Raw genomic sequence first — 25,477 nt, forward strand, 5'->3', positions numbered from 1 at the left:
TGCCTCGCACCACCCCCAACCCCCTCCTCTGAAGAAGAGGGGGCTCTTTACGGTCATGCGTGCCGTGCGGCCTGGACCGTGTTGCTCAGCAGGCAGGCGATGGTCATGGGGCCGACGCCACCGGGCACCGGTGTGACGGCACGGGCATGGGCCATTTCGTGCGCGGCGCAATCGCCCACCAGGCGAGTAGTACCATCGGCTTGGGCCACGCGAGTGATGCCAACGTCAATCACCACCGCGCCCGGCTTGATCCAATCGCCCTTGACCAGTTCCGGCGCACCGGCGGCGGCCACCACGATATCGGCCTTGCGCACGATATCGGGCAGGCCCTGGGTGGCAATGTGGGTGACGGTGACGGTGCACTCGCGCTCCAGCAGCAGCATAGCCACCGGCTTGCCCACGATGTTGGACTTGCCGATGACCACGGCATCGAGCCCGCGATAGTTGTCGATCACCGTATCGAGCAGCATCATGCAGCCCAGCGGCGTGCAGGGCACCAGGCCGCCGGTGCCGGTGGACAGGCGCCCGACATTGACCGGATGGAACCCATCCACGTCCTTGGCCGGATCGATCGCGTCGAGCACCTTGCCGGCATCGATCTGCGCCGGCAGCGGCAACTGCACCAGAATGCCATGCACCGTGGCATCGGCATTGAGCGCGGCGATCAGAGCAAGCAGGTCTTCCTCTGCCGTGTCGGCGGGCAGGCGATGCTCGATCGAATGGATGCCGACCTTGGCACACTGGCTGATCTTGCGCCCGACATAGACCTCGCTGGCCGGGTCATTGCCGACCAGCACCACGGCCAGGCCAGGAGCGCTGTGGCCTGCAGCCACCATCTGCGCTACCGCCTCTGCCGTCGTGACCGACAGTGCGCGGGCGATTGCCTTGCCATCGATGAGCGTCGCCATGTTCTCTCCCTTGACAGTTTGCCAATGCGGCTTGGTGCAGCACGCGCTCCTATCGCAAACATTGTATGTGTTGCATACAAATTTCGCCATCTCGCGCAGGCTACGGACAAAAAAAGGGCCGGTCGGAAATCCGATCGGCCCGGGAAGTTTTGGGAGAGGATGCCTGAAAGGCCTTATCTGGATGACCCAATCGCCGCGGCGAGGCAAATGCGTTTCACGCAACGCAACATGCATTTAATGCAATTCACTTCCTTGAAAACGCTGGATTGACAGCGGCAGCCAAGCAGAATCCCTGAAAATGCAAACGATTTTATGATTTTGCAGCGCAGCGCTCTCAGACCGCGATCCAGCCCAGAAAAAATACCAATCCAAAATGCATTGGTATGCATCTGTGGCCGCAACTGGCCGCAACGGCCTTGCAGGATGGCTCCTGCCGTCGCGCACCGTCGCCAAGGCCGCGAATCACCCGGCCAAAAGGTCCTGCGCCAGCGCTTCTGCCGCGCGAATGCCGTCGACCGCCGCCGAAAGAATGCCGCCGGCATAGCCAGCGCCTTCGCCTGCCGGATAGAGCCCCCGGGTATTGAGGCTTTGCAGATCCTTGCCGCGGGTGATCCGCACTGGCGAAGACGTGCGCGTTTCCACCCCCGTCATCACCACATCGGGATGATCATAGCCCGCCATCTGCCGACCGAAGACGGGAAGCGCCTCGCGCAGCGCGTCGGTGACGAAATCGGGCAGGCATTCTTCCAGCGCGGTTAGATGCACGCCCGGCTGATAGGATGGCACGATGCTGCCGAACGCGCTGCTGGGCTTGCCGGCCAGGAAATCGCCCACCTTCTGGCCCGGCGCCTGATAGTTCGATCCGCCGGCCACGAAGGCCCGCTCTTCCCAGTGGCGTTGCAGCGCAATGCCGGCCAGCGGATGGCCGGGGAAATCGCGCTCGGGCGTGATGTCCACCACCAGGCCCGAATTGGCGTTGAATTCAGCGCGGGAATATTGGCTCATCCCGTTGGTCACCACGCGGCCTTCCTCGCTGGCGGCAGCGACCACGCGCCCGCCCGGGCACATGCAGAAGCTATAGACCGAGCGGCCATTGCTGGCCTGGTGCGCCAGAGCATAGGCCGCCGGGCCCAGGATGGGATGCTTGGCACAGGCGCCATAGCGGGCCTGGTCGATCAGGCTTTGCGGATGCTCGATCCGCACGCCGATGGCAAAGGGCTTGGCCTCGATATGCACGCCGCGCTGATACAGCACTTCGAACGTATCGCGCGCCGAATGGCCGACCGCCATGATGACGCGGCGCGCGGGCAGAAATTCGCCGTTCGACAGATGCAGGCCCACCAGGCGGCGCTCGCCGGCGGCGTCGGTCTCGACCGCAAAATCGTCCACCCGCGTGCCAAAGCGGTATTCGCCGCCCAGTTTTTCGATCGTCTCGCGCATCGACATGACCATCGTGACCAGGCGGAACGTGCCGATGTGGGGGTGCGCCTCGGTCAGGATATCATCGGGCGCGCCGGCTTTCACGAACTCCACCAGCACCTTGCGGCCCAGGTGGCGCGGGTCCTTGATCCGGCTGTAGAGCTTGCCATCGGAAAAGGTGCCGGCGCCGCCTTCACCGAACTGCACGTTGGATTCCGGCGTCAGCACCGATTTGCGCCACAGCGCCCAAGTGTCCTTGGTGCGTTCGCGCACGGCCTTGCCACGCTCGATGATGATCGGGCGCAGGCCCATCTGCGCCAGGATCAGCCCGGCCAGGAGGCCGCACGGGCCAGCACCGATCACCACTGGGCGCTCGCCTTCGCCCGCCTGCCACCCTTCGGGCGCGCGCACGGGAAAGCGATAGGAGGTATCGGGCGTGGGGCGCACATGAGTGTCGCCGGCCAGGCGCGCGAGCACTTCGGCTTCGTCCTGCGGGCTGAGCGTGACGTCAACCGCATAGACCAACTGGATGGCATTCTTGCGGCGCGCATCGTTGCCGCGCTTGGCCACGGCATGGCGCAGAATCTGCGCTTCGCCCACGCCAAGGCGCGCGGCGATGGCCGGCAGCATGGCTTCGGAGGCGTGGTCGAGCGGCAGCTTGAGTTCGGTAAGACGCAACATGGGGTGCGCCTCTACCCCTTGCGCCGCCAGAGGGAAAGCCGGATGAAGGGCCATGCGCTTCCTCTCCCTCGCGATCGCTCCGCTCGCCGCCCTGCTGGCCTTGCCGGCCATGGCCGATGCCCCTGTGCCCACCAAGGCAGAGCGCACGCTGCACGAACGCCTGCTGACGCTCGACACCCACCTCGATACGCCGGCTTCGCTGGTCTTGCCGGGCTGGTCGATCGTGCAGCGCCACAGCGCCGCCGATGATTATACCCAGGTTGACGTGCCGCGCATGGTGGCGGGCGGGCTCGATGGTGGGTTCTGGGCAATCTATACGCCGCAAGGGCCGCTGGATCCCGCCAGCACGCGCGCCGCGCGCGATTATGCGCTGCGCCGTGCGGTGGCGATCCACGCGATGGTCGCGGCCAATCCCCAGGCCTTTGCCTTGGCTGACCGCGCCGCCGATGCCGCGCAGATTGCCGCCAGCGGGCGCCGCGTGGTCTATCTGTCGATCGAGAACGCCTGGCCGCTGGGCGATGATCCCACGCTGCTCCAGGCGTTCTACGCGCTGGGTGTGCGCATTTCCGGCTTTGCCCATTTCAAGACCAACCAGTTTGCCGACAGCAGCACCGACATGCCCAAGTGGGACGGGTTGAGCCCGGCAGGGGTGCAACTGCTGGCGGAAATGAACCGCCTGGGCGTGGTGCCCGATCTTTCGCACAGTTCAGACGCCGCGCTCGACGATGCGCTGCGCCTGTCAAAGACGCCGATCATCCTGACCCATTCGGGCTGCAAGGCGGTCTATGACCATCCGCGCAATATCGACGACGCGCATCTGCGCGCGCTGGCGGCGCAGGGTGGCGTCATCCAGATCAACTCGGTCTATGTCAAAAAGCTGGTGCAGAGCCCGCAACGCAAGGCCGCGCTCGATGCGCTGGAGCAACGCTTTCCCGAAGATCGCGTGTTGAGCGCGGCAGAGCGGGCCGATTATCTGGCGCAGCGCCACGCGATCGACAGGCAGTGGCCCGAGGTGCGCGCGGGCTTTGATGACGTGATGGCCAATCTGTTGCACGCCCTGAAAGTGGCGGGTGTCGATCATGTCGGCATCGGGCTGGATTGGGATGGCGGCGGCGGGGTGGCAGGCCTTGATGACGTGGCCGATCTGCCCAAGCTGACGGCTGCACTGCTGCATGCCGGCTATAGCGAGGCGGACGTGGCCAAGATCTGGTCGGGCAACGTGCTGCGCGTGCTGGCCGCTGCGCAAGCCGAAGCGGCGCGGGAACAGGCAGCCGCGGGCAGCACCCTGCGCTAATTTTTGCAACGATCCGTTCCGATCATTGCGTTGGATCGATAGGGGGGTGGCGGCTATCATCGCCACCGACATGGCCGATCCCGTCCCGAACCACCGCGCCGCAGCGCCGCACGACGCCCAAGCGCTGCCCCGTACCGAGGCAGAGGCGCAAGCCCGCGCCGGGCAAGACGGGTGGCAGATTCCGGCGCCGTGCCTGCCCGGCGTTATGGCGAACCTCGCGCTGCTGGCGCGCCATGCCGCGATCTTTGCCGGGGACGACCACGCATGATCGCGGCATTGGAGCAGGCGGCGGCAGTGCGCGCCGGGCGCGTGCGCGCGGTCGATCTGGCGCAGGCGGCGCTTTCGCGCCTGGCGGCCGATCGTCATGTTGCGGTTACCCGCCTGCTGCCCGCCCGCGCGCTGGACGAAGCCGCGCGGATCGACGCGCAGGTGGCGCAGGGGATTGATCCTGGCCCGCTTGCCGGGGTGCCCTATGGCGTCAAGGATCTGTTCGATGTGGCGGGTGAGGTAACCACGGCCGGTTCGGCGGTGCGCGCCAATGCCGCGCCGGCCGCCAGCGATGCCGTGGCGATCACGCGCTTGCGCGATGCCGGGGCCGTGCTGGTGGCGACGCTGAACATGGACGAGTTCGCCTATGGCTTTGCCACGATCAACGCTCACCATGGCACCACGCGCAACCCGCACGATCCCACGCGCCTGGCAGGGGGATCATCCGGCGGATCGGCGGCGGTGGCGGCGGCCGGGCATCTGGCCTTTGCCCTGGGATCGGACACCAATGGCTCGATCCGCGTGCCGGCCAGCCTGTGCGGGCTTTATGGGCTGAAACCCACGCATGCCGATCTGCCCGTGGATGGCACCTTTCCCTTTGCCCACAGCTTTGACGACATCGGGCCGTTTACTGGCAACTTGGCCGATCTGCGCGCGATCTGGATGATCCTGTCAGGCCATGCCGACGCCGCGCCCTTGGCGCCGCCGCGCCTGGGCATGCTGGGCGGTCGCTTTGCCGAAAACCTCGACCCGGCACAGCGCATGGCGATCGCCGCTGTCGTGGGGCAGGGGCCGTGCCTCACCTTGCCCGATCTCGCGCGGTATCGTTCGGCGGCGTTCCTGATTACGGCCTATGAAGGCGGCACCCTGCATCGCGCCGATCTGGCGCGCGCGGCACTGGAGTATGATCCGGCGGTGCGCGATCGGCTGATTGCCGGCAGCCTGCTGCCCCGCGCGCTCTATGATGCGGCGCAGGCGTTGCGGGCGCAGGCGCGGGCCGATGTCGACGCGCTGTTCGAAGCGCAGGGCGTCGATGTGCTGGTCGCGCCCGCCGCGCCCTGCGTCGCGCCGCTTATCGCCGATCCACGCATCCTGATCGATGGCGCCATGGTGCCGGCGCGGGCCGATCTGGGCATTCATACCCAGCCGATCACTTTTCTGGGGCTGCCCGCGTTGTGCGTGCCCTTGGCGCGGCCCGGGCAATTGCCGCTGGGGCTGCAACTGATCGGCAGGCGCCATGGCGAAACGGCTCTTTTCGCGTGTGCACAAATGCTGGAAGAACGGGGCGTGGTCGGGGCAACCGCGCCGGGGGCACTCGCGCCACAAGAATTCGCAGGGGAACGGCAATGACAGGTGGCATGGCGCAGCGGATCGGCGCCTATTTCGATTTTTCCGGGCGCGGCACGAACCTGCGCACCGAAGTGGTGGCGGGGGCCACCACGTTCCTGACCATGGCCTATATCGTCCTGGTCAACCCTTCGATCCTGGGCCAGGCCGGCATGCCGGTGGCGGCCGTGGCGGCGGCGACATGCTTTGCCGCGGCCTTTGCCTCGATCCTGATGGGGGTTGCCGCCAATACGCCGCTGGCCCTCGCGCCGGGCATGGGCCTCAACGCCTATTTCGCGTTTACCGTGGTGGGGCAGATGCACGTGCCGTGGCAGGTGGGCCTGGGCTGTGTGATGATTTCGGGACTGGTGTTCCTGATCCTGACGCTGACCGGCGTGCGCCAGTTGATCGTTGCGGTCATTCCCAACTATCTGTTTGCCGCCGTGGCCGGCGGGATCGGCCTGTTCATCGGCTTTATCGGCCTCAAGGATGCGGGCATTGTCGTGGGCAATACCGCCACACTGGTGGCGCTTGGTGACCTCAAGAGCGCGGGGCCGGCGCTGGCGCTGCTGGGGCTGCTGATCATCGGCGTGCTGTCGGTGTGGAACGTGCGCGGCGCCATGCTGCTGGGCATCGTTGCCACCACGCTGGTCGGGTGGTTTGCCGGCATGGTCCATGTGGCGCCGCAGCCCTACTCGCTCGATGCGCTGACGGCCACCGCCTTCCAGCTCGATCTGCCCGGCGTGCTCAAGCTGTCGGGCGGGGTGGTCGAGATTGTCTTCGTGTTCCTGTTCGTCGATCTGTTCGACAATATCGGCACGCTGGTGGCCGTGACCAAGCGCGCCGGCCTGATGGACAAGGCGGGGCGCATTCCCGGCCTCAACCGCATTCTCATCACCGATGCCGTGGCCACGATGGTGGGCGCGCTTGCCGGCACCAGCACGGTGACGTCATACGTGGAAAGCGCGGCCGGCGTGCAGGCCGGCGGGCGCACCGGCCTGACCGCGATCGTCACCGGCGTGTTGTTCTTCGCCACGATGTTCGTGGCGCCCTATGCCCAGCTCGTGCCGCTGGCGGCCACCGCCCCGGCGCTGATCATCGTGGGCGGCCTGATGCTGCTGCCGTTGACCGAGGTGGAATGGGAAGACCCGATGGCGGCGATCCCGGCGTTCCTGACCGTGGCGATGATCCCGCTCACCTTCTCGATCGCCAATGGCCTGGCGCTGGGCATCACCGCCCATGCCGTGCTGACCCTGCTGCGCGGCCGGGCGCGCAAGAGCGACTGGTTCCTGTTCGTGCTGGCGGCGCTGTTCGTCGCCCGCTTCGTGTGGATGGGGGCAGCGTGATGCGGCGGATGAAAGCGATCCTGGCGGCCGCTGCCGCGCTGCTCGCCCTGCCGCAGGCGGCCCACGCCACAGCCACTGTGCTCGATCCCACGCCGCGCACGCTGGTGCTCACCGCCTATGCCCCGGAATGGGAAGCCATGGCGGCGGTGATCACCCATGGCCGCCGGGTGAAGATCAACGATCGCGAGATCGTGCTGGGTACGCTGGCCGGGCGCCCGGTGATCCTGATGTCCAGCGGCGTCAGCATGGTCAACGCGGCGATGAACACCCAGCTGGCGATCGACCATTTCAAGGTCAAGCGCGTGGTCTTTTCCGGCGTGGCCGGCGGGGTGGACCCGGCGCTCAATATCGGGGACGTTGCCGTGCCCGAACACTGGGGCCAGTATCTGGAAGTGATGTTTGCCCGCCAGACCGATCACGGCTGGCAGACCCCGGCGCCGAGCCCGGCCGGCGCGCCGGAAAACTGGCAGTTCATCTTTCCCAATGGCACGCGCGTGGGCAATGCGGCGCAGCCTGCTACCAACCACATCCTGCTCGATGCGGATCCCGCGCTTGTCGCGCTGGCCCGCAAGGTGACTGCCGGCCTCACACTCAAGCGGTGCGTGGCGCCTTCGGCCGGGATGAGCGCAGAGGCCAAGCTGTGCCTGCCGCATGATCCCAAGGTGGAGGTGGGCGGCACCGGCGTTTCGGCCGGCGTCTATGCCGACAATGCCCAGTTCCGCGAATACCTTTTCCGCGCCTGGCATGCCCGCCTGCTCGACATGGAAAGCGCCGCGGTGATCCAGGTGGCCTACGCCAACCGCGTGCCGGCCATCGTGTTTCGCTCGCTGTCTGACCTGGCGGGTGGGGACGCAGATCGCAACATGGAATATGTGTTCGATCACCTGGCATCGGTGAACGCCGCCACGGTGGTGCGCGCGTTCGTCGCTGGCCTGCCGGATTGAGCGCGGCGATGGCACGAACCCTTCACACCGTTAGCGGACGTGGCGGCATCGTTACCGCGCCGCATTACCTGGCCGCAGAGGCTGGGCTCGCTGTGCTGAAAGACGGCGGCAGCGCCGCGCAGGCGACGATCACCGTCGCCGCGACGCTGGCTGTCGTCTATCCGCACATGACCGGGATCGGCGGCGATGGCTTCTGGCTGATCCGCGAAAACGACGGCCGCGTTCACGGCGTCCATGGTGTGGGCGGCGCGGCGCAAGCTGCTGATCTGGCGCTCTATGCCGGGCATGCCACGGTGCCTTGGCGTGGGCCGCTTGCCGCCAACACCGTGGCGGGCACGCTGTCTGCCTGGCAGGCCGTGCTCGCCAGCGAACCGGCGCCACTGCCGCTCAGCCGCCTGCTTGCCCCGGCCATTGCCCATGCCGAAGCCGGCGTTGCCGTCACTGCCGGCCATGCCTCGCTGGCCCTGACCAAAGGGCCGGAACTGCTTGCCCAGCCTGGCGCCTATGCGGCCACGTTCGAGCCGGACGGACGCCCGTTGCGCGCGGGCGATGTGCTGCGCCAGCCCGCGCTGGCCCAGACCCTGCGCCGCCTGGCCGAGGCGGGGATTGATGATTTCTACACCGGCGCATTGGCCGATGCCGTGGCGGCCGATCTTGCCGCGCTGGGCAGCCCGGTGGCCGCCGCAGACCTGGCCGCCCACCGCGCACTGCGGCCCAAGCCGCTCTCGGTCGCGACCCGGGCGGGGCGGCTTTACAACAGCGCGCCGCCCACGCAGGGCGTTGCCTCGCTGCTGATCCTGGCCCTGGCGGAACAGGCGTACTGCGGCCCTGGCGAAAGCTTTGGCCATGTCCACACGCTGGTGGAAGCGACCAAGCAGGCTTTCCTGTGGCGTGACGCCCACTGCGGCGATCCAGCTTACATGGCGCGTGATGCGCAAGGCCTGCTCGATGATGCCGACGCACGCGCCGCCATGGCCGCGCAGATCGATCCGGCCCGCGCGCTGCCCTGGCCGCAGCCTTCGCAGTGGGGCGATACCTGCTGGTTTGGCGCGGCCGACGCGCAGGGGCAGGTGGTTTCGGCGATCCAGAGCACTTATTTCGAATTCGGCTCTGGCCTGGTCCTGCCGCAAACCGGGATCACCTGGCAGAACCGCGGCGCTTCGTTCCGCCTGGCCGAAACCGGTTGGAACGCGCTCAAGCCCGGGCGCAAGCCGTTTCATACGCTCAACCCCGCATTGGCCGAACTGACCGACGGGCGGGTGATGGCCTATGGCACGATGGGCGGGGAAGGGCAGCCGCAGACCCAGGCTGCGCTGTTCTCGCGCCATGTCTGGCACGGCATGGACCTGCAAGCGGCGATATCAGCGCCGCGCTGGCTGCTGGGCCGCACCTGGGGCGAGGACAGCACCGCGCTCAAGATCGAAGACGGGTTCGATCCGGCCGTCTATGCCGCGCTGGAGCAAGCCGGCCATGTGGTGGAACGCGTCGGCCCGCTGACGGCGATGATGGGGCATGCCGGCGCGGTGGTGCGCGAGGCCGATGGCGCGCTTTACGGTGCCACCGATCCGCGCAGCGACGGGGGCGTGGCCGCATGGTAAGCGGTGGCGGTATTCGCGCGGTGGAGCGCTGCCGGGCGCTGGGCCAGGCGCCCTTTTCCGACATGGCCGGCGGGCTCTATCGCGGGTGGCTGTCCCCCGCGCACCGCGCCAGCGTGGCGCAGGTTGCCGCGTGGATGGAAGCGGCAGGCATGACCACCCATGTCGATGGCGCGGCCAACCTGATCGGGCGCTATCCCGGCACCGGCAACGGGCCGCCGCTGATCATTGGCAGCCACATTGACAGTGTGCGCGATGGCGGCGTCTATGATGGTCCGCTTGGCGTGATGCTGGGCATCGAATGCGTGGCCGCGCTTCATGCCGCCGGCCGCCGGATGCCCTTTGCGATCGAGGTGATCGCCTTTGGCGACGAGGAAGGCAGCCGCTTTCCCGCCGCGATGCTGACCAGCAAGGCGCTGGCCGGCCTGCTCGATGCAGTGCCCGAGATGGCCGATGCCCAAGGGGTTGCACTGGCCGAGGCACTGGGCGAATGGGGCCTTTCCCCGCAAACCCTTTTGGCCGCACGCCATCCCGGCGCCTTGGCCTATCTCGAGGCACATATCGAGCAGGGACCGGTACTGGAAGCCGAAGGGCTGGCGCTGGGCGTGGTGACTGGCATCGCCGCGCAACTGCGCTACGAGGTGACGGTCGTGGGCCTGGCTGGCCATGCCGGCACATCGGCCATGGCGCTGCGCCGCGATGCGCTGGCAGGTTCCGCCGAAATGATCCTGGCGATCGAGCGTATCGCCCGGGCCGATGCCAGCGACCTGGTGGCCACGGTGGGCCGGATTGAGGCAGCGCCGGGCGCGGCCAACGTCATCGCCGGGCAGGTGCGCTTTACCATCGACGTGCGCGCTGGCGAGGCCACCCGACGCGACCGCGCGGCAGCGGCCATCCTGGCGGAAATCGCGACGATTGCCACGCAACGCGGCCTGGGCGTCAGCCACCGCCTGATCCACGATCTGCCGCCTTCGCCCTGTGATCCGGCGCTGATGGAGCAGTTGGAATCCGCGCTGGTGGCCGCCGGCCATCCTCCGCGCCGCCTGGTTTCCGGTGCCGGTCACGACGGCATGAACCTCGCGCATCTGGCCCCCACGGCCATGCTGTTCATCCGCTGCCGCGACGGCATCAGCCACAACCCCGCCGAGCATGTAGAACCGGCCGACGCGCAAGGCGCCTTGGCGGTGATGCTGGGCTTTATCGACAATCTGGGAGCGTCCTGTGCTTGATCCCCTGCTATTTGGCGAAATCGACCCGCCGCAGCGCCTGTTGATGGGGCCGGGGCCGGTCAATGCCCATCCGCGCGTGTTGCGGGCAATGAGCGCCGATCTGCTGGGACAGTTCGACCCGGAAATGACCGGCTACATGAACCAGGTCATGGCGCTCTATCGCCCGGTCTTCGGCACGCAGAACCGCTGGACGATGCTGATCGACGGGACCGCCCGTGCCGCCATCGAGGCATCGCTCGTCAGCCTGATCCAGCCCGGCGAAACCGCCTTGGTAATCAATTTTGGGCGCTTTGGCCTGCTCTTGCAGGAAATCCTGCTGCGAATTGGCGCGCGCTTCGAAACGGTGGACGCGCCTTGGGGTGAAGTCGTCCCGGCAGAGGCGATCCGCGCTGCTGCGCTGCGGGTGCGCCCGCGCCTGATCTGCACTGTGCATGGCGATACCTCTACCACCATGGCCCAGCCGCTGGACGATATCGGCGCGATCGCGCGCGAGGTGGGCGCGCTGGTCTACGTCGATGCCACGGCCACGCTGGGCGGGATGGAAATCGCGGCTGACCGCTGGGGCGCCGACGTGATCACCGGTGGCTTGCAGAAATGCCTGGGCGGGCCATCGGGCAGTGCGCCGATCACCGTGTCGGATGCCGCCGCGCAGGCGATCTTTGCCCGCCGCCATGATGAAAAGGGTATCCGCTCGGCCGACGCGGTGGATGGCGCGGGCCCGCGCATTCCGTCGAACTATTTCGACCTGGCGATGATCATGGATTACTGGAGCGAAAAGCGCCTCAACCACCATACCGAGGCGACCACCATGCTCTATGGCGCCCGTGAGTGCGCGCGGGTGGCCCTGGGCGAGGGGCTCGACGCGCGCTTTGCCCGGCACAAGGCGGCGGGCGCCGCGATGAGCGCCGGCCTGCGCGCCATGGGCCTGACGCTGTTTGGCGACGACGCGCACCGCATGACCAACGTGACCGGTGTCTATATCCCGCAAGGCGTCGATGGCGAGGCGGTGCGCGCGATGATGCGCGAGCAGTTCGAGATCGAGATCGGCACCGCGTTCGGCCCGCTGATCGGCAAGATCTGGCGCCTGGGCGCGATGGGTTACAACGCCATGAAGCACAAGGTGCTGATCACGCTCGCCGCACTGGAAGCCTGCCTTGCCGCCCAGGGCGTGGCCTTGCCGATGGGGGCGGCCGTGCCCGCCGCGCTCGCGGCCTGGGACGCGGTGATGGCGGCATGACGCGCGACCTGATCGGCCATGGCCCGGTGCCGCCGGCGGCCAACTGGCCCGGCGGGGCGCGCGTCGCCGTGAACTTTGTCATCAACTATGAAGAGGGCGCGGAAAACTGCGTGCTCAATGGCGATCCACTGTCGGAAGGGTTCCTGTCAGACATGGTCGGCGCCGCGCGTCATCCCGGTCGGGCCATGGCAATGGAAAGCCTCTATGAATACGGCAGCCGCGCCGGGTTCTGGCGGCTGCACCGCCTGTTTGCCGAACGCGGCGTGCCGGTGACGGTGTTCGGCGTGGCAGCGGCCATGGCGATGAACCCGGCGGCGGTTGACGCCATGCTGAACGCCGGGTGGGAAGTGGCCAGCCACGGCTATCGCTGGATCGATTACCAGGACGTGGCAGCAGAGGTAGAGGCCGCGCACATCGCGCAGGCCATCGCCATTCATACCCAGCTGACCGGCAGCCGGCCGCTGGGCTGGTATCAGGGCCGCACCAGCCCCAATACCGCGCGGCTCGTCGCGCAGGAAGGCGGGTTTGTCTATGATGCCGACAGCTATGCCGACGACGTGCCCTATTGGGACGCCAGGCACGGCCGGGCGCAGCTGATCGTGCCCTACAGCCTTGATGCCAACGACATGAAGATGGTCGCGCTCAATGGTTTTACCGAGGGCGAGCAGTTCTTCCGCTATCTGCGCGATACCTATGACCAGCTTGCCGAAGAAGGTGGGCGGATGATGAGCGTGGGCCTGCATGGGCGCATTGCCGGGCGGCCGGGCCGGGCGCGGGCGGTGGCGCGGTTTGTCGATCATGTCATGGCCGACGGGCGCGCGTGGATCGCCACGCGGCTCGATATCGCCCGCCACTGGATCGCCACCCACCCTTATGCGGAGCAAGCGGCGTGACGATCAACGATCCCGTACTGCTGGCCGAGGTGGAGGCTGCCTTTGCCGCCTATGAGCGCGCGCTGATGGCCGATGACATTCCGGCGATGGACGCGCTGTTCCACGATGCCCCCACCACCAACCGCTTTGGCGTGGGCGAAGTGCTCTATGGCATCGACGCGATCCGCGAGTTTCGCAAAGGGCGCGGCGGATCGCCGCAACGCCGCCTGGGGCGCGTGGCGATTACCGTCTATGGCGATGGGTTTGCCACGGCCGACGCCGAATTCTTTCGCGAAGGGTCTGAACAGCGCGGCCGGCAGAGCCAGGCCTGGGTCAAGTTTGCCGATGGCTGGAAAGTCGTGTCGGCCCATGTCAGCCTGGAAGGGAACAGCCATTGACCGCCCTGTTCGAGCATTCGCCCTGGGTTGAGGAACGCGCCGATGCCGCGCCAGCGTCGGGCGATCGCCATGCCGATCTGATGGCGGTGGTATATGCCGCCACGCGTGAAGAGCAGCTTGCCCTGATCCGCGCGCACCCCGAACTGGCCGGCAAGGCGGCGATCGATGGCACGCTCACGCAGGCTTCGGCCGCCGAGCAGGCCTCGGCCGGGCTCGACCGGCTGACCCCGGAGGAATTCGCCCGCTTCCACGCGCTCAACGCTGCCTATCGCGCCGCGCACGCCATGCCGTTCATCATCTGCGTGCGGCTAACCGACAAGGCCGGCATCCTGGCCGCTATGGCGGCGCGAACGCAGCACGACACCGATACCGAAATCGCCACGGCGCTTGCCGAAATCGGCAAGATCACCCGGCTCCGATTGGAGGACATGGCATGACCGACCTGCACGCGATCGATACCCAGGCGCTTGCCGCGCTGGAAGCCGAACTGGCACGCCAACTGGCGCTGGTCGATTGCTTCGGCCCGGACTGGACCCGCCCGCGCACGGCACCGCAGGGCCATGTCTATGACGTGGTGATCGTGGGCGGCGGGCAGAGCGGCCTGGCCACCGCGTTCGGGCTGCGGCGCGAGCGGATCAACAACATCCTGGTGCTCGACGAGAATCCGGAAGGGTTTGAAGGGCCATGGGAAACCTATGCCCGGATGATCACGCTGCGCACGCCCAAGGGGCTGACGCCGATCGATTATGGCATTCCGGCTTTGACGCCGCAGGCCTGGTTTAGCGCGTGTTTCGGCGCAGCGGCATGGGATGCGCTCGACAAGATCCCGCGCGGAGTGTGGATGGAATATCTGCGCTGGTATCGCCGCGTGCTCAACCTGCCGGTGCGCAACAGCGCCAAGGTCACGGGAATCACGCATGTGGGCGACGGCCTTTATAGCGTGGAACTGGGGGATGGAAGCACAGTGCTGGCCCGCAAGGTCGTGCTGGCCACCGGCATTCAGGGCGGCGGGGAATGGCACACGCCGGACATGATCCGGCAGAGCCTGCCGCGCCAGGCCTATGCCCACACCAGCGAGCCGATCGATTTTTCGCGTCTGCAGGGCAAGCGCATTGGCGTTCTAGGTGGCGGCGCCAGCGCGTTCGACAATGCCAACTGGGCGCTGGGCGAGGGCGTAGGCGAAGTCCACGTGTTCATGCGCCGCAGCGTTTTGCCGCGCATCAACCCGATCCGCTTCATGGAGCGTGTGGGCTTCACCGCGCGCTATCCCGCGCTGTCTGACGTCGAAAAGTATCGCGCGATGGCAGCATTCCTGTCGCACAACCAGCCGCCGACCAACGATACATTCAACCGCGCGGCAAGCTGGCCAGGCTTTGCCCTGCATCTGGCCAGCCCGTGGGAAAGCGTCGCCTATGAAGACGGGCAGGTGATTGTGACGACGCCACACGATCGCTTTGCCTTCGACTTCGTGATCCTGTCGACCGGCCTCGTTTCAGACCCCCGCCTGCGGCCTGAACTGGCCGCGCTGGCACCACACATCGCGCTGTGGGGCGATGTCGTGGCCATGCCCGACGGCGAGCGTAACCCGCTGATCGACGCGCATCCCTACCTCGGGCCTGCGTTCGAATTCACCCCGCGCCACGCGGCCGATGCGCCGCTGCTGCACGGTCTGTTTGCATTCAACTATTCGGCGCTGATCAGCCTGGGGCTGTCCGCTTCGGCGCTGTCGGGGATGAAGAACGCGCTGCCCCGCCTGGTGCGTGGCATCGCCGACCAGCTGTTCCTGGACGACCGCGAGGAACTGCTCGCGCAATTCGTCGCCTATGACGAGGAAGAGTTCGTGGGCCAATGGCCACGCCCGGCCTCTGTGGCGGAGGCAGCGGCATGACGACGCTATCCACCCATGTGCTCGACACCACGAGCGGCCGCCCGGCGCAGGGGATGCGCGTGATGCTGTGGTCGGCAGACAGCCTGCTGGCCGAGGGCGAGACCGACGCTGATGGACGCCTGCGCGATTTTCCCGCGCTGGAGCAGGGCGCCTATACCCTGGCATTCCACGTCGCCGACTATTTCCGCGCGCAGGGCGCAGAACTGCCCGATCCGCCGTTTCTCGATGTCGTGCCGATCCATTTCGGGGTGAGCGTGCAAGGGCATTATCATGTACCCTTGCTGGCCTCGCCCTATGCCTATTCCACCTATCGGGGCAGCTGACATGGCGTTGCGCTTTGTCTGCGATGGTCAGTTGGTAGAGCTCGATGATGTCGCGCCCGGCGACACCGTGCTCGATTTCCTGCGCGGGCGGGCCGGCAAGACCGGCACCAAGGAAGGGTGCGGCGAGGGTGATTGTGGCGCCTGCACCGTGCTGGTGGGCACGCCGCTGGCGCGCGAGGATCGGCTGATCTGGCGCGCGGTCAATGCCTGCATCCAGTTCCTGCCAATGCTGCATGGCAAGGCGGTGTTGACTGTGAACGGGCTCGGAACCGGACTCAACCCGTTGCAGCAGACCATGGCCTGCAACGGCGCATCGCAATGCGGGTTCTGCACGCCCGGCTTCGTCATGTCGCTCCATGGCCGCGCGATTGGCGCGGTGGGGGCAGACCTGCCGGTGGGCGACGTGCTGGCCGGAAACCTCTGCCGCTGCACCGGCTATGGACCGCTGCTGGACGCTGGCGCACAGCATGCGCAGTTGGCGCAGGACGATGCCGCGCTGCTCGCCCTGCTGCGCCAGGTGGCGGTAGCCGGGCCGGCTTGCGGCCAAGCGCGGCTGCCCGATGGCGGCACGGCGCGCTGGTTCATTCCCGACAGTGCCGATGCCCTTGCCACGCTGCTGGCGCAATATCCCGATGCACGCATCGTCGCCGGCGCCACCGACGTGGGCCTGTGGGTGACCAAGAAGCTGATCGATCTGGAAACGGTGATTTTCGTGGGCGACGTCGCCGAACTCGGCACGATCACGGAAACCGACCAGGGCCTGACGATCGGCGGCGCGGTGCGCTATGCCGATGCCCATGCGGCGCTGGCCCGGCTCAGTCCCGATCTGGGCGAACTGGTAAGGCGCATCGGCGGTTTGCAGGTGCGCAACGCCGGCACCATCGGCGGCAATATCGCCAATGGCTCACCGATCGGCGATGGCCCGCCAGCGCTGATCGCGCTAGGCGCCATGCTAACGCTGCGATCGGTGCGCGGGCGGCGGACGATGCCACTCGACGATTTCTTCATCGCCTATGGCCAGCAGGACCGCAGCCCCGACGAATTCGTCGAAAGCCTATTCATTCCGCGCCCCGGCCCGCAGGATATCATACATATTTCCAAGCTTTCGAAACGCTTTGACAGCGACATATCGGCCGTGTGCGGTGCCTTTTGCCTGCGCGTGGAACAGGGCGTGATCACCGCTGCGCGCGTGGCCTTTGGCGGCATGGCGGCCACTCCGCGTCGCGCGCCGCAAGCCGAAGCGGTGCTGACCAACGCGCCCTTGTCGGCAGAAACCATCGCCGCTGCGGCCCAGGCGATCCGCAGCGATTTCGCGCCGCTCAGCGATGTGCGCGGCAGCGCGGCCTATCGGCTGGAAGCCGCCGGCAATCTGGTGTGGCGCCTGTGGCATCAGGCCCAGGGTTTGCCGGTCCGCGTGCAGGAGGTGGCCCATGGCTGACACCCTGTCACGCCCACCCGCCGGCCCGGTGGTCGGCATGGGCCAGCGCCACGATAGCGCGCACCTGCACGTCGCGGGCCAAGCGCGCTATATCGATGACGAGCCGGAACTGCCCGGTCTGCTGCACCTGGCGTTCGGCACTTCGACCACGGCCCGCGCACAGATCGTGGCGATCGACCTTGCCGCCGTGCGCGCGGCGCCGGGCGTAGTGGCGGTCTATACCGCCGCCGATATTCCCGGCGCGAACGATGTATCACCCGTGGCGGGGGACGATCGCCTGCTGGCGCAGGACGAGGTGGTATGGCTGGGCCAGCCGGTGTTCCTGGTGGCCGCGACGAGCCGCCGCGCGGCACGCCAGGCCGCGCGCCTGGGCAAGATCACCTATGCCGCGCAAGAGCCGATCCTGACGATCGAGCAGGCCCGCACACAGCACAGCCTGATCGAGCCGACCCAGCGCATGGCGCGGGGCGATGCTGCCGCCGCCCTTGCCGCCGCGCCGCATCGCCTTGCCGGGCAACTGGCGATGGGCGGACAGGATCATTTCTATCTCGAAGGGCAGATTGCCCTGGCCCGGCCACTCGAAGACGGCCAGATCCACGTGCTGTCATCCACCCAGCATCCCAGCGAGGTGCAGCATCTTGTCGCCCACCTGCTCGGTCGGTCGTTGGCCGATGTTACGGTTGAGGTGCGGCGCATGGGCGGTGCTTTTGGCGGCAAGGAAAGCCAGGCCGCCCTCTATGCTGCCGCCGCTGCGCTCGTGGTGCATCACACCGGCCGCCCGGCCAAGTTCCGCGCTGACCGCGACGATGACATGGTCCAGACCGGCAAGCGCCACGATTTCCTGGTGAATTACGAGGTCGGCTTTGATGACGAGGGGCGGATCGCAGGCCTGCAGTTGCGCCTTGCCTCGCGCTGCGGCGCCACGGTCGATCTCTCGCCGGCGATCAACGACCGCGCGATGTTCCATGCCGATAACTGCTATTTCCTGCCGGCGGTGGAAATCGTTTCGGAACGGCTGAAGACCAACATGGTCTCGGCCACGGCGTTTCGCGGCTTTGGCGGGCCGCAGGGCATGCTGGCGATCGAGCGGGTGATGGATGCCGTGGCCGGGCACCTCGGCCGCGATCCCCTCGCGGTGCGTGTCGCCAATCTCTATGGGCCTGGGCGTGACGTGACGCCCTATGGCATGGTCGTGGCCGACAATATCGCGCCAGACCTGATCGCGCGGCTGCGGGCAGAGGCCGGGTATGACGAGCGGCAGGCAACCGTGGTGCGGTTCAACGCCGCCAGCCCGATCCTCCAGAAAGGGCTCGCGCTCACCCCGGTGAAATTCGGGATCAGCTTTACCACCACCCACCTCAACCAGGCGGGCGCGCTGCTGCACGTCTATGCCGATGGCTCGATCCAGATCAACCATGGCGGCACCGAGATGGGCCAGGGTCTCTATACCAAGGTGGCGCAAGTGGTGGCGCAGGCCTTTGGCGTGGGACTGGATACCGTGCGGATCACCGCCACGCGCACCGACAAGGTGCCCAATACCTCGGCCACGGCGGCCTCTTCGGGGGCAGATCTCAACGGTATGGCCGCGCTCGATGCGGCGCAGACGATCCGTGGTCGGCTGGCCGAATTCTGCGCGCGGACTTTTGGCGGCGCGGCGCAAGACGTGGTCTTTGCCGATGGGCAGGTTAGCGCCGGCGGCGAGACGATACCGTGGCCGGTGCTGTGCCGCCGCGCCCATATGGCGCGCATTTCGCTATCGTCCACCGGCTTTTACGCCACGCCCGATCTCCATTATGACCGCGCGGCGCACCAGGGGCAGCCGTTCTATTACTTTGCCTATGGCGCGGCGCTGGTCGAAGTGGTGATCGATACCCTGACCGGCGAACACCGCGTGCTGGCCGCCGATATCCTGCACGATTGCGGGCGATCGCTGAACCCGGCGATCGACAAGGGCCAGATCGAGGGCGGCTTCATTCAGGGGCAGGGCTGGCTGACTAGTGAGGAACTGGTCTGGAACGACGAGGGCGCGCTTTTGACCCACGCGCCGTCCACCTACAAGATCCCCACCGCCAACGACCGGCCCGATCGCCTGACTGTTGCCCTGTGGGACGGCGCCAACCACCGGCCGACGATCCATCGTTCCAAGGCGGTGGGAGAACCGCCGTTCATGCTGGCCAACGCGGTATTTTCCGCGCTGGGTGCCGCGATTGCCGCCTGCAATCCGGCGGCGGGCTGGCCCACGCTCGATGCCCCGGCCACGCCCGAACGCATCCTGGCTGCGCTGGCGCGGCAGCGGGGTACGGCATCATGATGTGGTGGGACATGGCGCGCGGCTGGGCGCAGGAAGAGCCGCTGGCGATGATCACCGTCCTGGCGTGCGAAGGATCGGCGCCGCGCGGGCCGGGTACGCGCATGCTGGTCAGCGCTACACGCGCCTGGGGCACGATCGGCGGCGGCGCGCTGGAATTCCAGGCGCAGGAACAGGCGCGCCGCGTGCTCGAACTGCCGGCCGGCGCCTGGCGCATCCAGGATTATCCGCTCGGCCCCTTGCTGGGCCAATGCTGTGGCGGGCGGGTGCGGCTGCTGGTCGAACACCTTGATGCGCAAGGTCTGGTGCCGTTGCAGGGCATGGTTGAAGGCGCGCTGCTGGTCAGCCAGTTCGGGGCGGCACGGATCGACCGGCACTGGATTATCGAAGGGCAGCCCAGCGCGCTTTCCGCGCGGGGCGAGCGGCCCACAGCCGGCACTCGCATCCTCGAGGCAGTGGGGCAGTGGCGGCGGCCGGTCTATCTGTTTGGTGCAGGCCACGTGGGCCAGGCGATCGCCCGCCACATGGCTGGCCTGCCGTTGCGGCTGTGCTGGTTCGATACCCGGCCGATGTTCGAAAGCCTGGACGGTGTCACCATCGTGCCGGAAGACGCGATCGCCACCTGCGTGACCGAGGCACCGGCGGAAGCGGCGATCGTGATCCTGACGCATGATCATGCGCTGGACTATCAATTGACCCGCGCCGCGCTGCAGCGGCCATCGCCTGGCTTCGTCGGCCTGATCGGCTCGGCCACCAAGCGGGCGCGCTTCGTGTCGCGTCTGCAAGCCGAAGGCCTGGATGCAACCACGCCCGGCCGGCTCACCTGCCCGATCGGCATGGCCGGTATCACCGGCAAGGAGCCGGACGTGATCGCGATTGCGGTCTTGGCACAGCTTCTTCAATTGCCGCAGGAAGCGGCAGAAAAGAAAGAGAAAGTTTCGATCCTTGGGTAATCTGTGCGCCTTTCGTGGCGAAATCCTGAGCGTGGGCGATGATCCGCTGCACACGCCCGATGCCGTCGTCCACCACGCCGATGGCCTGCTGGTGGTGGAAGACGGGATCATCGTCGCACGCGGCGATCATGCCACGTTGGCTGCGCGTTTTGCCGATGTGCCAGTGACGCCGATCACAGGCCTGATCGTGCCCGGCTTCATCGATGCCCATGTGCACTATCCGCAAATGGATCGCATTGCCTCGCACGGCGAACAGCTGCTCGATTGGCTGGAGCGGCACATCTTTCCCGCCGAAAAGGCCTTTGCCGATCGGGCCCATGCAGATGCCCTGGCCACGGCGTTCCTCGACGAACTGCTGCGCCATGGCACCACATCGGCGCTGGTGTTCCCCACCGTCCACGAAGGTTCGGTCGATGCGCTGTTCGAAGCAGCGCTGGCCCGCAGGATGCGCGTGGCGACGGGCAAGGTGTTGATGGACCTGGGGCCTGATGGCCTCAAAGACACCGCGGAAAGTGCCCGCCGCGAGACCGAGGCGCTGATCGAGCGCTGGGCGGGCAAAGGGCGCTTGTCTTATGCCATCACCCCGCGCTTTGCGTTAACCTCCTCCGACGCGCAACTCGCCATGGCCGGCGCGCTCCTCGCCGCGCACCCGGATGTGCTGTTGCACACCCACCTGGCGGAAAACCGCCACGAGTGCGCGGCGGTGGCAGCTCGCTTTCCCCAGGCCAGCGATTACCTCGACGTGTATGATCGCTTTGGCATGGTGGGCGAACGCAGCGTGTTTGCCCACGGCATCCACCTGTCAGACGGCATGTGCACGCGCCTGGCGCAAAGCGGGGCGGGGATTGCCGTTTGTCCATCGTCCAACCTGTTCCTGGGATCGGGCTTCTTTCATTTTGGCCAGGCAGACCGGCACGGGGTAAAGCTGGGCCTGGGCACCGATATTGGCGCCGGCACCAGTTTTTCCATGCTCTACACCCAGGGGCAGGCCTATCAGGCGGCCTTGGCGCGCGAAGAACGGCTCGATCCGTTCCGGGCGCTCTACCTTGCCACGGCGGGCAGCGCGCGGCTGCTGCATATTGCTGACAAGGTGGGCGCCCTGGCGGTGGGGCAAGAGGCAGATTTCGTGGTGCTGGATGCGGCAGCAACCCCGTTGCTGGCACGGCGCTGCGCCGGGGCGAGCCTGGCTGAGCGGCTCTTTGCCATGCAGATCCTGGGGGATGACAGGGTGGTTGCGCAAACCTGGATCATGGGCGAATGCGCGTGGGACAAGCGCGCCGCCCCCGCGCGCCAGGAAGGAGCATTGTGTGGTTGATCTTGAAGCCTTTGTGCGCGGCCTGCCAAAGGCGGAACTGCACCTGCACATCGAAGGCAGCCTTGAACCGGAACTGATGTTCGCCCTGGCCAAGCGCAATGGCATCGCGCTGCCCTATCCCAGTGTTGAGGCAGTGCGCGCGGCCTATGCCTTTTCCAACCTCCAGGATTTCCTCGATATCTATTACGCCGGCGCGGGCGTGTTGCAGACCCGGCAGGATTTCCACGATCTGGCCATGGCCTATTTCGATCGCGCGGCCGCCGATGGCGTGCGCCATGCCGAAATCATGTTCGATCCGCAGACCCATACCGATCGCGGCGTGCCCTTTGCCGAAGTGATCGAAGGCCTGCTTTCGGCCAAGGCCGAGGCGCAGGCCCGCCATGGCATGACGAGCGCGCTGATCATGAGTTTCCTGCGCCATCTCTCGCAAGATGCGGCCTTTGCCACGCTGGCCATGGCCGAACCCTGGCTGGACCAGATCACGGCCGTAGGGCTTGATTCCTCGGAAGTGGGGCATCCCCCGCGCAAGTTCGAGCAGGTCTTTGCCGCCGCTGCCGCCAAGGGCCTCAAGCGCGTGGCCCATGCAGGGGAAGAAGGCCCGCCGGCCTATGTGCACGAAGCGCTGGACCTTTTGCATGTCGACCGTATCGATCACGGCAACCGCGCGCTGGAAGACGAAGGCCTGGTCGCCCGCCTGGCCGCGCAGGGCATGACGCTGACGGTGTGCCCGCTGTCGAACCACAAGCTGTGCGTCGTGGAAGACCTGGCTGATCATCCGCTCGATCGCATGCTGGCCCTGGGCCTTGCGGCCACGGTCAATTCCGATGATCCGGCCTATTTTGGCGGTTACGTGGTCGACAACTACCTCGCCGTGGCGCGGGCGCGCGGCCTGTCGAATGAACAACTGACGCAGCTGGCGCGCAACAGCTTTGCTGGGTCATTCCTGCCGCAAGAAGTGATTGCCGGCCATATCAAGGATATCGATGCCTATGCTGTTGCAGCGCATTAAGCAGGGCGCGGCGCGCCTTTTGGCAGCAAGCGTGCTGCTGCTGGTGGCCAGCGCCGCCCACGCCGCGCCGGAGCGCCGCAAAGTGATCATTGACGATGATGGCTTTGGCCTGATGCAGGTCATGCTGCTGTCATCGCCCGATGTGGATGTGCTGGGCCTCACCACCGTGTCTGGCAATGCCTGGGCCAACCGGGTGACGGCACAGGCGCTGCGCGGGCTCGAATGGATCGGTCGCACCGATGTGCCGGTGGTGCCGGGCGCCACGTTTCCGCTGCTCAATTCCGAGGCAGGGACCGAGCGGTGGGAGCAGGCGCACGGGCCCCTGGTGTTCAAGGGCGCGTTCATGAAACGCTGGGTGGAAGACACGCAGCAAACCCCGCCGCCCTATCACAGCCCGTTCGATGCGGTAGATCTGCCCGGCGGCAATCCCACGACGCATCCCGCCGACGAGATCGCCGCCAATTTCCTGATCCGCATGGTGCACAGGTATCCCGGCCAGATCACCATCGTTGCCTGCGGCCCGATGACCAACCTGGCCCTGGCGCAGCGGCTCGATCCCGCCTTTGCCGGCCTGGCCAAGGAACTGGTCTACATGGGCGGCAGCCTTGCCCCGCGCCAGGTGCTGAACAACCGGGCGGCAGCCGATTTCGCCCGTGAGTTCGTCAACAATCCGCGGCGCGAGTTCAACATCCGCTTCGATCCCGAAGCGGCCAGCATCATGGCGCGATCGCCTTGGCGCAGGATCACCATGGTGCCGGTCGATCCATCCACGGCAACGCAATTGAGCCCGGCCCTGATCGCCAGGTTGGGCCAGGCTGCGCGCCCCGGTGTCGATCGCTTCATCAAGCAGTTGGAGCCGGGCTTTCCGCTATGGGATGAAATCGCCGCAGCCGCCTGGCTCGACCCCGCCATCGTGAAAACCCAGCGCCGGATGTGGATCGATTTCGAAAGCCAGCAGGGCGCCGGCTATGGCGACACGCTGAGCTGGGACGAAGCCTATCATCCCGGCCTGGGTGAACAGGCGCAGGACGTGGTGCTGGCGATCGACGTGCCGAAAATGGAAACGATGCTGGCGCGCCTGGTGGGCAAGTAGACCAGGCGGCCGAGGTCAGGCCAGGCGCTCGGGCACTTCGTTGGCCTGGCCGGTGAGGGTTTCGGTGGTGGCGACCGCTTCCCACGGAAACACGAACCAGCGCTTGTCGGTGGTGCGATCGATCGTCTGCACCGCATAGTCCACCGTTTCCTGCGACACCGCGTTGTTGATCATCACGGCAAAACGCAGATTGTCTTCCACCGTGTCGTGCGCGCGGAGCAGGCGGCGGACCTGGGCAATGGTGCGGCCGGAATCGTTGATGTCATCGATGATCAGGATGCGCTGGCCGGCCTTGGTCATCGTGGCGAGCTTGACCAACAGTTCGTCGGCAAAACCGGGAACCTTGGCCGACTGGTCGATCGACAGCATCGGCACGTTGAGAATCTGGCTCATGTAAACCGCCGGCACCAGACCGCCACGGCCGATGCCGACGACGAAATCCGGCTTCCAGTCACCCGTGCCCACGGTTTGCGACAGCGTACGCACGATCGCCAGGAAATCCTCATAGGCGATGTAATCGAAAACCGGCTGGGTCATGGCGCATGTCCGCGTGGAAAGGGGAAGGTCTGGTGGCGGATGCCTGCCGATGCGGCGGCCCCCGATTCGAAGAAGCCGCCCTTACAGGCTTGCTCAACTCGGGTCCATATAGTCCAGCGCGGCAAAGCTGTTCTGGATTTCCTGCAGCACGACATCGGCGGCATAAGACGTCGCGCGGGACGTAGCCGTACACAGCGCCAGCGTCATCGGCTTTAGCACCGGATCGGTCAGCGGCACGAACGCCAACTGGCCGGCGCGCACTTCATTGGCGACGTCGAGCGAGGTCAACAGGCCGATGCCGACCCCTTCCAGCACCAGCGAGGTGATCATCTGGATATTGTCCGACGAAGACTTGCGATCCAGCGGCATCTTCGATGTGCCGGCCAGCACCTGGACCTGCTGGGCCACCGCGAGTGGCGGGGCGGGCAGGATCATCGGCATGCCGGCGCAGGCGGAAAACCGGGCGGAACCTTGCCGGGCAAACGGATGATCGGCCGGCACGACGAAACCCAGGCGAATGTTGGCATAGGCCAGCACGGTGAGATCGCGAAACGTCTGCGGATCAAAGCAGATGCCGAAATCCACCTCGCCACTGGCGATCGCCCCGCGAATGTGTTCGTTGGCCATGACCCGCACATCCACCGAAATGCCGGGATAGCGGTTCTGGATCGCGCGGAGGCGCGCCGGGATATAGCCCTTGGTCAGCGCGTCCATGATCGCCAGCGTCACATGCCCGCGCTTGAGCCCGCGCAGATCCTCGATCTGGGCGCGCACCTCGCTTAGTCCCTTTTGCCAGCGGGCGCCGGCGGCCATGACGATTTCACCCGCTGCCGTCAGGCGCAGGCCGGTGGGCAGGCGCTCGAACAGCGGCATGCCCAATTCCGCCTCGGCATTGAGGATCTGGCGGTCGATGGCCGAGGCCGAGACATTGAGCTCGTCGGCCGCCTTGCGGATCGAGCCGAGCCGGCCAACGGTCATGAAATAGCGCAGGAAGCGGGAAAACGCTGGCATCTAGGGCTCTCTAATTTTTGCAACGCTCTGTCAAATTCATTGTGATTGATTGCAACACACTATGTCCTTTAGCAAGTTCCAGACAC

Annotated in this window: 23 protein-coding genes; 19 read left to right on the forward strand and 4 right to left on the reverse strand. The window is 66.6% G+C overall.

What is annotated here, in order from left to right:
- Positions 1 to 53: 53 nt before the first annotated feature.
- Together C8K14_RS07065 and C8K14_RS07070 are read right to left on the reverse strand one after the other, a co-directional pair.
- Positions 54 to 908 (reverse strand): bifunctional 5,10-methylenetetrahydrofolate dehydrogenase/5,10-methenyltetrahydrofolate cyclohydrolase, encoded by an 855-nt coding sequence (locus C8K14_RS07065; RefSeq protein ID WP_022677267.1) that lies wholly within the window; start codon positions 906 to 908, stop codon positions 54 to 56.
- A 462-nt stretch (positions 909 to 1,370) separates the two neighbouring features.
- Complete coding sequence (locus tag C8K14_RS07070; protein WP_107716168.1) at positions 1,371 to 3,008, reverse strand: NAD(P)/FAD-dependent oxidoreductase; 1,638 nt, start codon at positions 3,006 to 3,008, stop codon at positions 1,371 to 1,373.
- A 52-nt stretch (positions 3,009 to 3,060) separates the two neighbouring features.
- On the opposite strand from C8K14_RS07070, the gene C8K14_RS07075 reads away from it, so the two are divergent.
- The 19 genes from C8K14_RS07075 to C8K14_RS07165 are packed head-to-tail and all read left to right on the forward strand — an operon-like array spanning position 3,061 to position 23,843.
- A complete protein-coding gene (locus C8K14_RS07075) occupies positions 3,061 to 4,302 on the forward strand; it encodes a dipeptidase (protein WP_107716169.1) in 1,242 nt (413 codons plus the stop codon).
- A 46-nt stretch (positions 4,303 to 4,348) separates the two neighbouring features.
- Complete coding sequence (locus C8K14_RS07080; RefSeq protein ID WP_062784342.1) at positions 4,349 to 4,570, forward strand: hypothetical protein; 222 nt, start codon at positions 4,349 to 4,351, stop codon at positions 4,568 to 4,570.
- Positions 4,567 to 5,919 (forward strand): AtzE family amidohydrolase, encoded by a 1,353-nt coding sequence (locus C8K14_RS07085; protein WP_107716170.1) that lies wholly within the window; start codon positions 4,567 to 4,569, stop codon positions 5,917 to 5,919. Before C8K14_RS07080 ends, C8K14_RS07085 begins: the two co-directional genes overlap by 4 nt.
- A gap of 8 nt (positions 5,920 to 5,927) precedes the next feature.
- Complete coding sequence (locus C8K14_RS07090; RefSeq protein WP_369974039.1) at positions 5,928 to 7,241, forward strand: NCS2 family permease; 1,314 nt, start codon at positions 5,928 to 5,930, stop codon at positions 7,239 to 7,241.
- Positions 7,242 to 7,249: 8 nt separating this feature from the next.
- Complete coding sequence (locus C8K14_RS07095) at positions 7,250 to 8,185, forward strand: 5'-methylthioadenosine/S-adenosylhomocysteine nucleosidase (RefSeq protein WP_107716278.1); 936 nt, start codon at positions 7,250 to 7,252, stop codon at positions 8,183 to 8,185.
- 8 nt (positions 8,186 to 8,193) lie between these two features.
- The gene (locus C8K14_RS07100; RefSeq protein ID WP_107716172.1) at positions 8,194 to 9,783 is read left to right on the forward strand and encodes a gamma-glutamyltransferase family protein; all 1,590 of its coding nucleotides are present in this window, start codon (positions 8,194 to 8,196) and stop codon (positions 9,781 to 9,783) included.
- Positions 9,777 to 11,009: an allantoate amidohydrolase gene (locus C8K14_RS07105; protein ID WP_107716173.1), complete on the forward strand. Its 1,233-nt coding sequence runs from the start codon at positions 9,777 to 9,779 to the stop codon at positions 11,007 to 11,009. The genes C8K14_RS07100 and C8K14_RS07105 overlap by 7 nt, the downstream gene beginning before the upstream one ends.
- 43 nt (positions 11,010 to 11,052) lie before the next feature.
- Positions 11,053 to 12,246 (forward strand): alanine--glyoxylate aminotransferase family protein, encoded by a 1,194-nt coding sequence (locus tag C8K14_RS07110; protein WP_107716279.1) that lies wholly within the window; start codon positions 11,053 to 11,055, stop codon positions 12,244 to 12,246.
- Positions 12,243 to 13,139 carry an allantoinase PuuE gene (puuE, locus tag C8K14_RS07115; RefSeq protein ID WP_107716174.1) on the forward strand — a complete coding sequence of 299 codons (897 nt, stop codon included), beginning with the start codon at positions 12,243 to 12,245 and terminating at the stop codon, positions 13,137 to 13,139. Before C8K14_RS07110 ends, puuE begins: the two co-directional genes overlap by 4 nt.
- A complete protein-coding gene (gene hpxZ, locus C8K14_RS07120) occupies positions 13,136 to 13,516 on the forward strand; it encodes an oxalurate catabolism protein HpxZ (RefSeq protein ID WP_022677848.1) in 381 nt (126 codons plus the stop codon). The genes puuE and hpxZ overlap by 4 nt, the downstream gene beginning before the upstream one ends.
- The gene (uraD, locus tag C8K14_RS07125; RefSeq protein WP_062784358.1) at positions 13,513 to 13,953 is read left to right on the forward strand and encodes a 2-oxo-4-hydroxy-4-carboxy-5-ureidoimidazoline decarboxylase; all 441 of its coding nucleotides are present in this window, start codon (positions 13,513 to 13,515) and stop codon (positions 13,951 to 13,953) included. The genes hpxZ and uraD overlap by 4 nt, the downstream gene beginning before the upstream one ends.
- Positions 13,950 to 15,404 carry an NAD(P)-binding domain-containing protein gene (locus C8K14_RS07130; protein ID WP_107716175.1) on the forward strand — a complete coding sequence of 485 codons (1,455 nt, stop codon included), beginning with the start codon at positions 13,950 to 13,952 and terminating at the stop codon, positions 15,402 to 15,404. Before uraD ends, C8K14_RS07130 begins: the two co-directional genes overlap by 4 nt.
- Positions 15,401 to 15,727: a hydroxyisourate hydrolase gene (gene uraH, locus C8K14_RS07135; protein WP_062784738.1), complete on the forward strand. Its 327-nt coding sequence runs from the start codon at positions 15,401 to 15,403 to the stop codon at positions 15,725 to 15,727. The genes C8K14_RS07130 and uraH overlap by 4 nt, the downstream gene beginning before the upstream one ends.
- Before the next feature lies 1 nt (position 15,728).
- Positions 15,729 to 17,165 (forward strand): xanthine dehydrogenase small subunit, encoded by a 1,437-nt coding sequence (xdhA, locus tag C8K14_RS07140; protein WP_107716176.1) that lies wholly within the window; start codon positions 15,729 to 15,731, stop codon positions 17,163 to 17,165.
- The gene (gene xdhB / locus C8K14_RS07145; protein WP_107716177.1) at positions 17,158 to 19,476 is read left to right on the forward strand and encodes a xanthine dehydrogenase molybdopterin binding subunit; all 2,319 of its coding nucleotides are present in this window, start codon (positions 17,158 to 17,160) and stop codon (positions 19,474 to 19,476) included. Before xdhA ends, xdhB begins: the two co-directional genes overlap by 8 nt.
- On the forward strand, positions 19,473 to 20,426 hold the full coding sequence (gene xdhC, locus C8K14_RS07150; protein WP_107716178.1) for a xanthine dehydrogenase accessory protein XdhC: 954 nt from the start codon (positions 19,473 to 19,475) through the stop codon (positions 20,424 to 20,426). The genes xdhB and xdhC overlap by 4 nt, the downstream gene beginning before the upstream one ends.
- The gene (gene guaD / locus C8K14_RS07155) at positions 20,419 to 21,741 is read left to right on the forward strand and encodes a guanine deaminase (RefSeq protein ID WP_107716179.1); all 1,323 of its coding nucleotides are present in this window, start codon (positions 20,419 to 20,421) and stop codon (positions 21,739 to 21,741) included. Before xdhC ends, guaD begins: the two co-directional genes overlap by 8 nt.
- Entirely contained in the window at positions 21,734 to 22,750 is a 1,017-nt protein-coding gene (locus C8K14_RS07160; RefSeq protein WP_062784368.1) for an adenosine deaminase, read from the forward strand. The genes guaD and C8K14_RS07160 overlap by 8 nt, the downstream gene beginning before the upstream one ends.
- Positions 22,731 to 23,843, forward strand: coding sequence for a nucleoside hydrolase (locus C8K14_RS07165; protein WP_233250970.1), 1,113 nt, complete (start codon positions 22,731 to 22,733; stop codon positions 23,841 to 23,843). Before C8K14_RS07160 ends, C8K14_RS07165 begins: the two co-directional genes overlap by 20 nt.
- Positions 23,844 to 23,858: 15 nt before the next feature.
- Here C8K14_RS07165 and C8K14_RS07170 read toward each other — a convergent pair whose 3' ends face one another.
- Together C8K14_RS07170 and C8K14_RS07175 are read right to left on the reverse strand one after the other, a co-directional pair.
- Positions 23,859 to 24,380 carry a phosphoribosyltransferase gene (locus C8K14_RS07170; RefSeq protein WP_062784372.1) on the reverse strand — a complete coding sequence of 174 codons (522 nt, stop codon included), beginning with the start codon at positions 24,378 to 24,380 and terminating at the stop codon, positions 23,859 to 23,861.
- A 93-nt stretch (positions 24,381 to 24,473) separates the two neighbouring features.
- Positions 24,474 to 25,391, reverse strand: coding sequence for a LysR family transcriptional regulator (locus tag C8K14_RS07175; RefSeq protein WP_022676735.1), 918 nt, complete (start codon positions 25,389 to 25,391; stop codon positions 24,474 to 24,476).
- Between the last annotated feature and the right edge of the window lie 86 nt (positions 25,392 to 25,477).

Origin of the sequence: Novosphingobium sp. GV079 (assembly GCF_003058045.1) — a bacterium.
Classification (GTDB): domain Bacteria; phylum Pseudomonadota; class Alphaproteobacteria; order Sphingomonadales; family Sphingomonadaceae; genus Novosphingobium; species Novosphingobium capsulatum.

Excerpts from the sequence above, each read along its gene's own strand:
- C8K14_RS07065 (WP_022677267.1), bottom strand. The coding sequence starts at position 908 with ATGGCGACGCTCATCGATGGCAAGGCAATCGCCCGCGCACTGTCGGTC.
- C8K14_RS07070 (WP_107716168.1), bottom strand. The coding sequence starts at position 3,008 with ATGTTGCGTCTTACCGAACTCAAGCTGCCGCTCGACCACGCCTCCGAA.
- C8K14_RS07075 (WP_107716169.1), top strand. The coding sequence starts at position 3,061 with ATGCGCTTCCTCTCCCTCGCGATCGCTCCGCTCGCCGCCCTGCTGGCC.
- C8K14_RS07085 (WP_107716170.1), top strand. The coding sequence starts at position 4,567 with ATGATCGCGGCATTGGAGCAGGCGGCGGCAGTGCGCGCCGGGCGCGTG.
- C8K14_RS07090 (WP_369974039.1), top strand. The coding sequence starts at position 5,928 with ATGGCGCAGCGGATCGGCGCCTATTTCGATTTTTCCGGGCGCGGCACG.
- C8K14_RS07095 (WP_107716278.1), top strand. The coding sequence starts at position 7,250 with ATGAAAGCGATCCTGGCGGCCGCTGCCGCGCTGCTCGCCCTGCCGCAG.
- C8K14_RS07100 (WP_107716172.1), top strand. The coding sequence starts at position 8,194 with ATGGCACGAACCCTTCACACCGTTAGCGGACGTGGCGGCATCGTTACC.
- C8K14_RS07105 (WP_107716173.1), top strand. The coding sequence starts at position 9,777 with ATGGTAAGCGGTGGCGGTATTCGCGCGGTGGAGCGCTGCCGGGCGCTG.
- C8K14_RS07110 (WP_107716279.1), top strand. The coding sequence starts at position 11,053 with ATGGGGCCGGGGCCGGTCAATGCCCATCCGCGCGTGTTGCGGGCAATG.
- puuE (WP_107716174.1), top strand. The coding sequence starts at position 12,243 with ATGACGCGCGACCTGATCGGCCATGGCCCGGTGCCGCCGGCGGCCAAC.
- C8K14_RS07130 (WP_107716175.1), top strand. The coding sequence starts at position 13,950 with ATGACCGACCTGCACGCGATCGATACCCAGGCGCTTGCCGCGCTGGAA.
- uraH (WP_062784738.1), top strand. The coding sequence starts at position 15,401 with ATGACGACGCTATCCACCCATGTGCTCGACACCACGAGCGGCCGCCCG.
- xdhA (WP_107716176.1), top strand. The coding sequence starts at position 15,729 with ATGGCGTTGCGCTTTGTCTGCGATGGTCAGTTGGTAGAGCTCGATGAT.
- xdhB (WP_107716177.1), top strand. The coding sequence starts at position 17,158 with ATGGCTGACACCCTGTCACGCCCACCCGCCGGCCCGGTGGTCGGCATG.
- xdhC (WP_107716178.1), top strand. The coding sequence starts at position 19,473 with ATGATGTGGTGGGACATGGCGCGCGGCTGGGCGCAGGAAGAGCCGCTG.
- C8K14_RS07165 (WP_233250970.1), top strand. The coding sequence starts at position 22,731 with ATGCTGTTGCAGCGCATTAAGCAGGGCGCGGCGCGCCTTTTGGCAGCA.
- C8K14_RS07170 (WP_062784372.1), bottom strand. The coding sequence starts at position 24,380 with ATGACCCAGCCGGTTTTCGATTACATCGCCTATGAGGATTTCCTGGCG.
- C8K14_RS07175 (WP_022676735.1), bottom strand. The coding sequence starts at position 25,391 with ATGCCAGCGTTTTCCCGCTTCCTGCGCTATTTCATGACCGTTGGCCGG.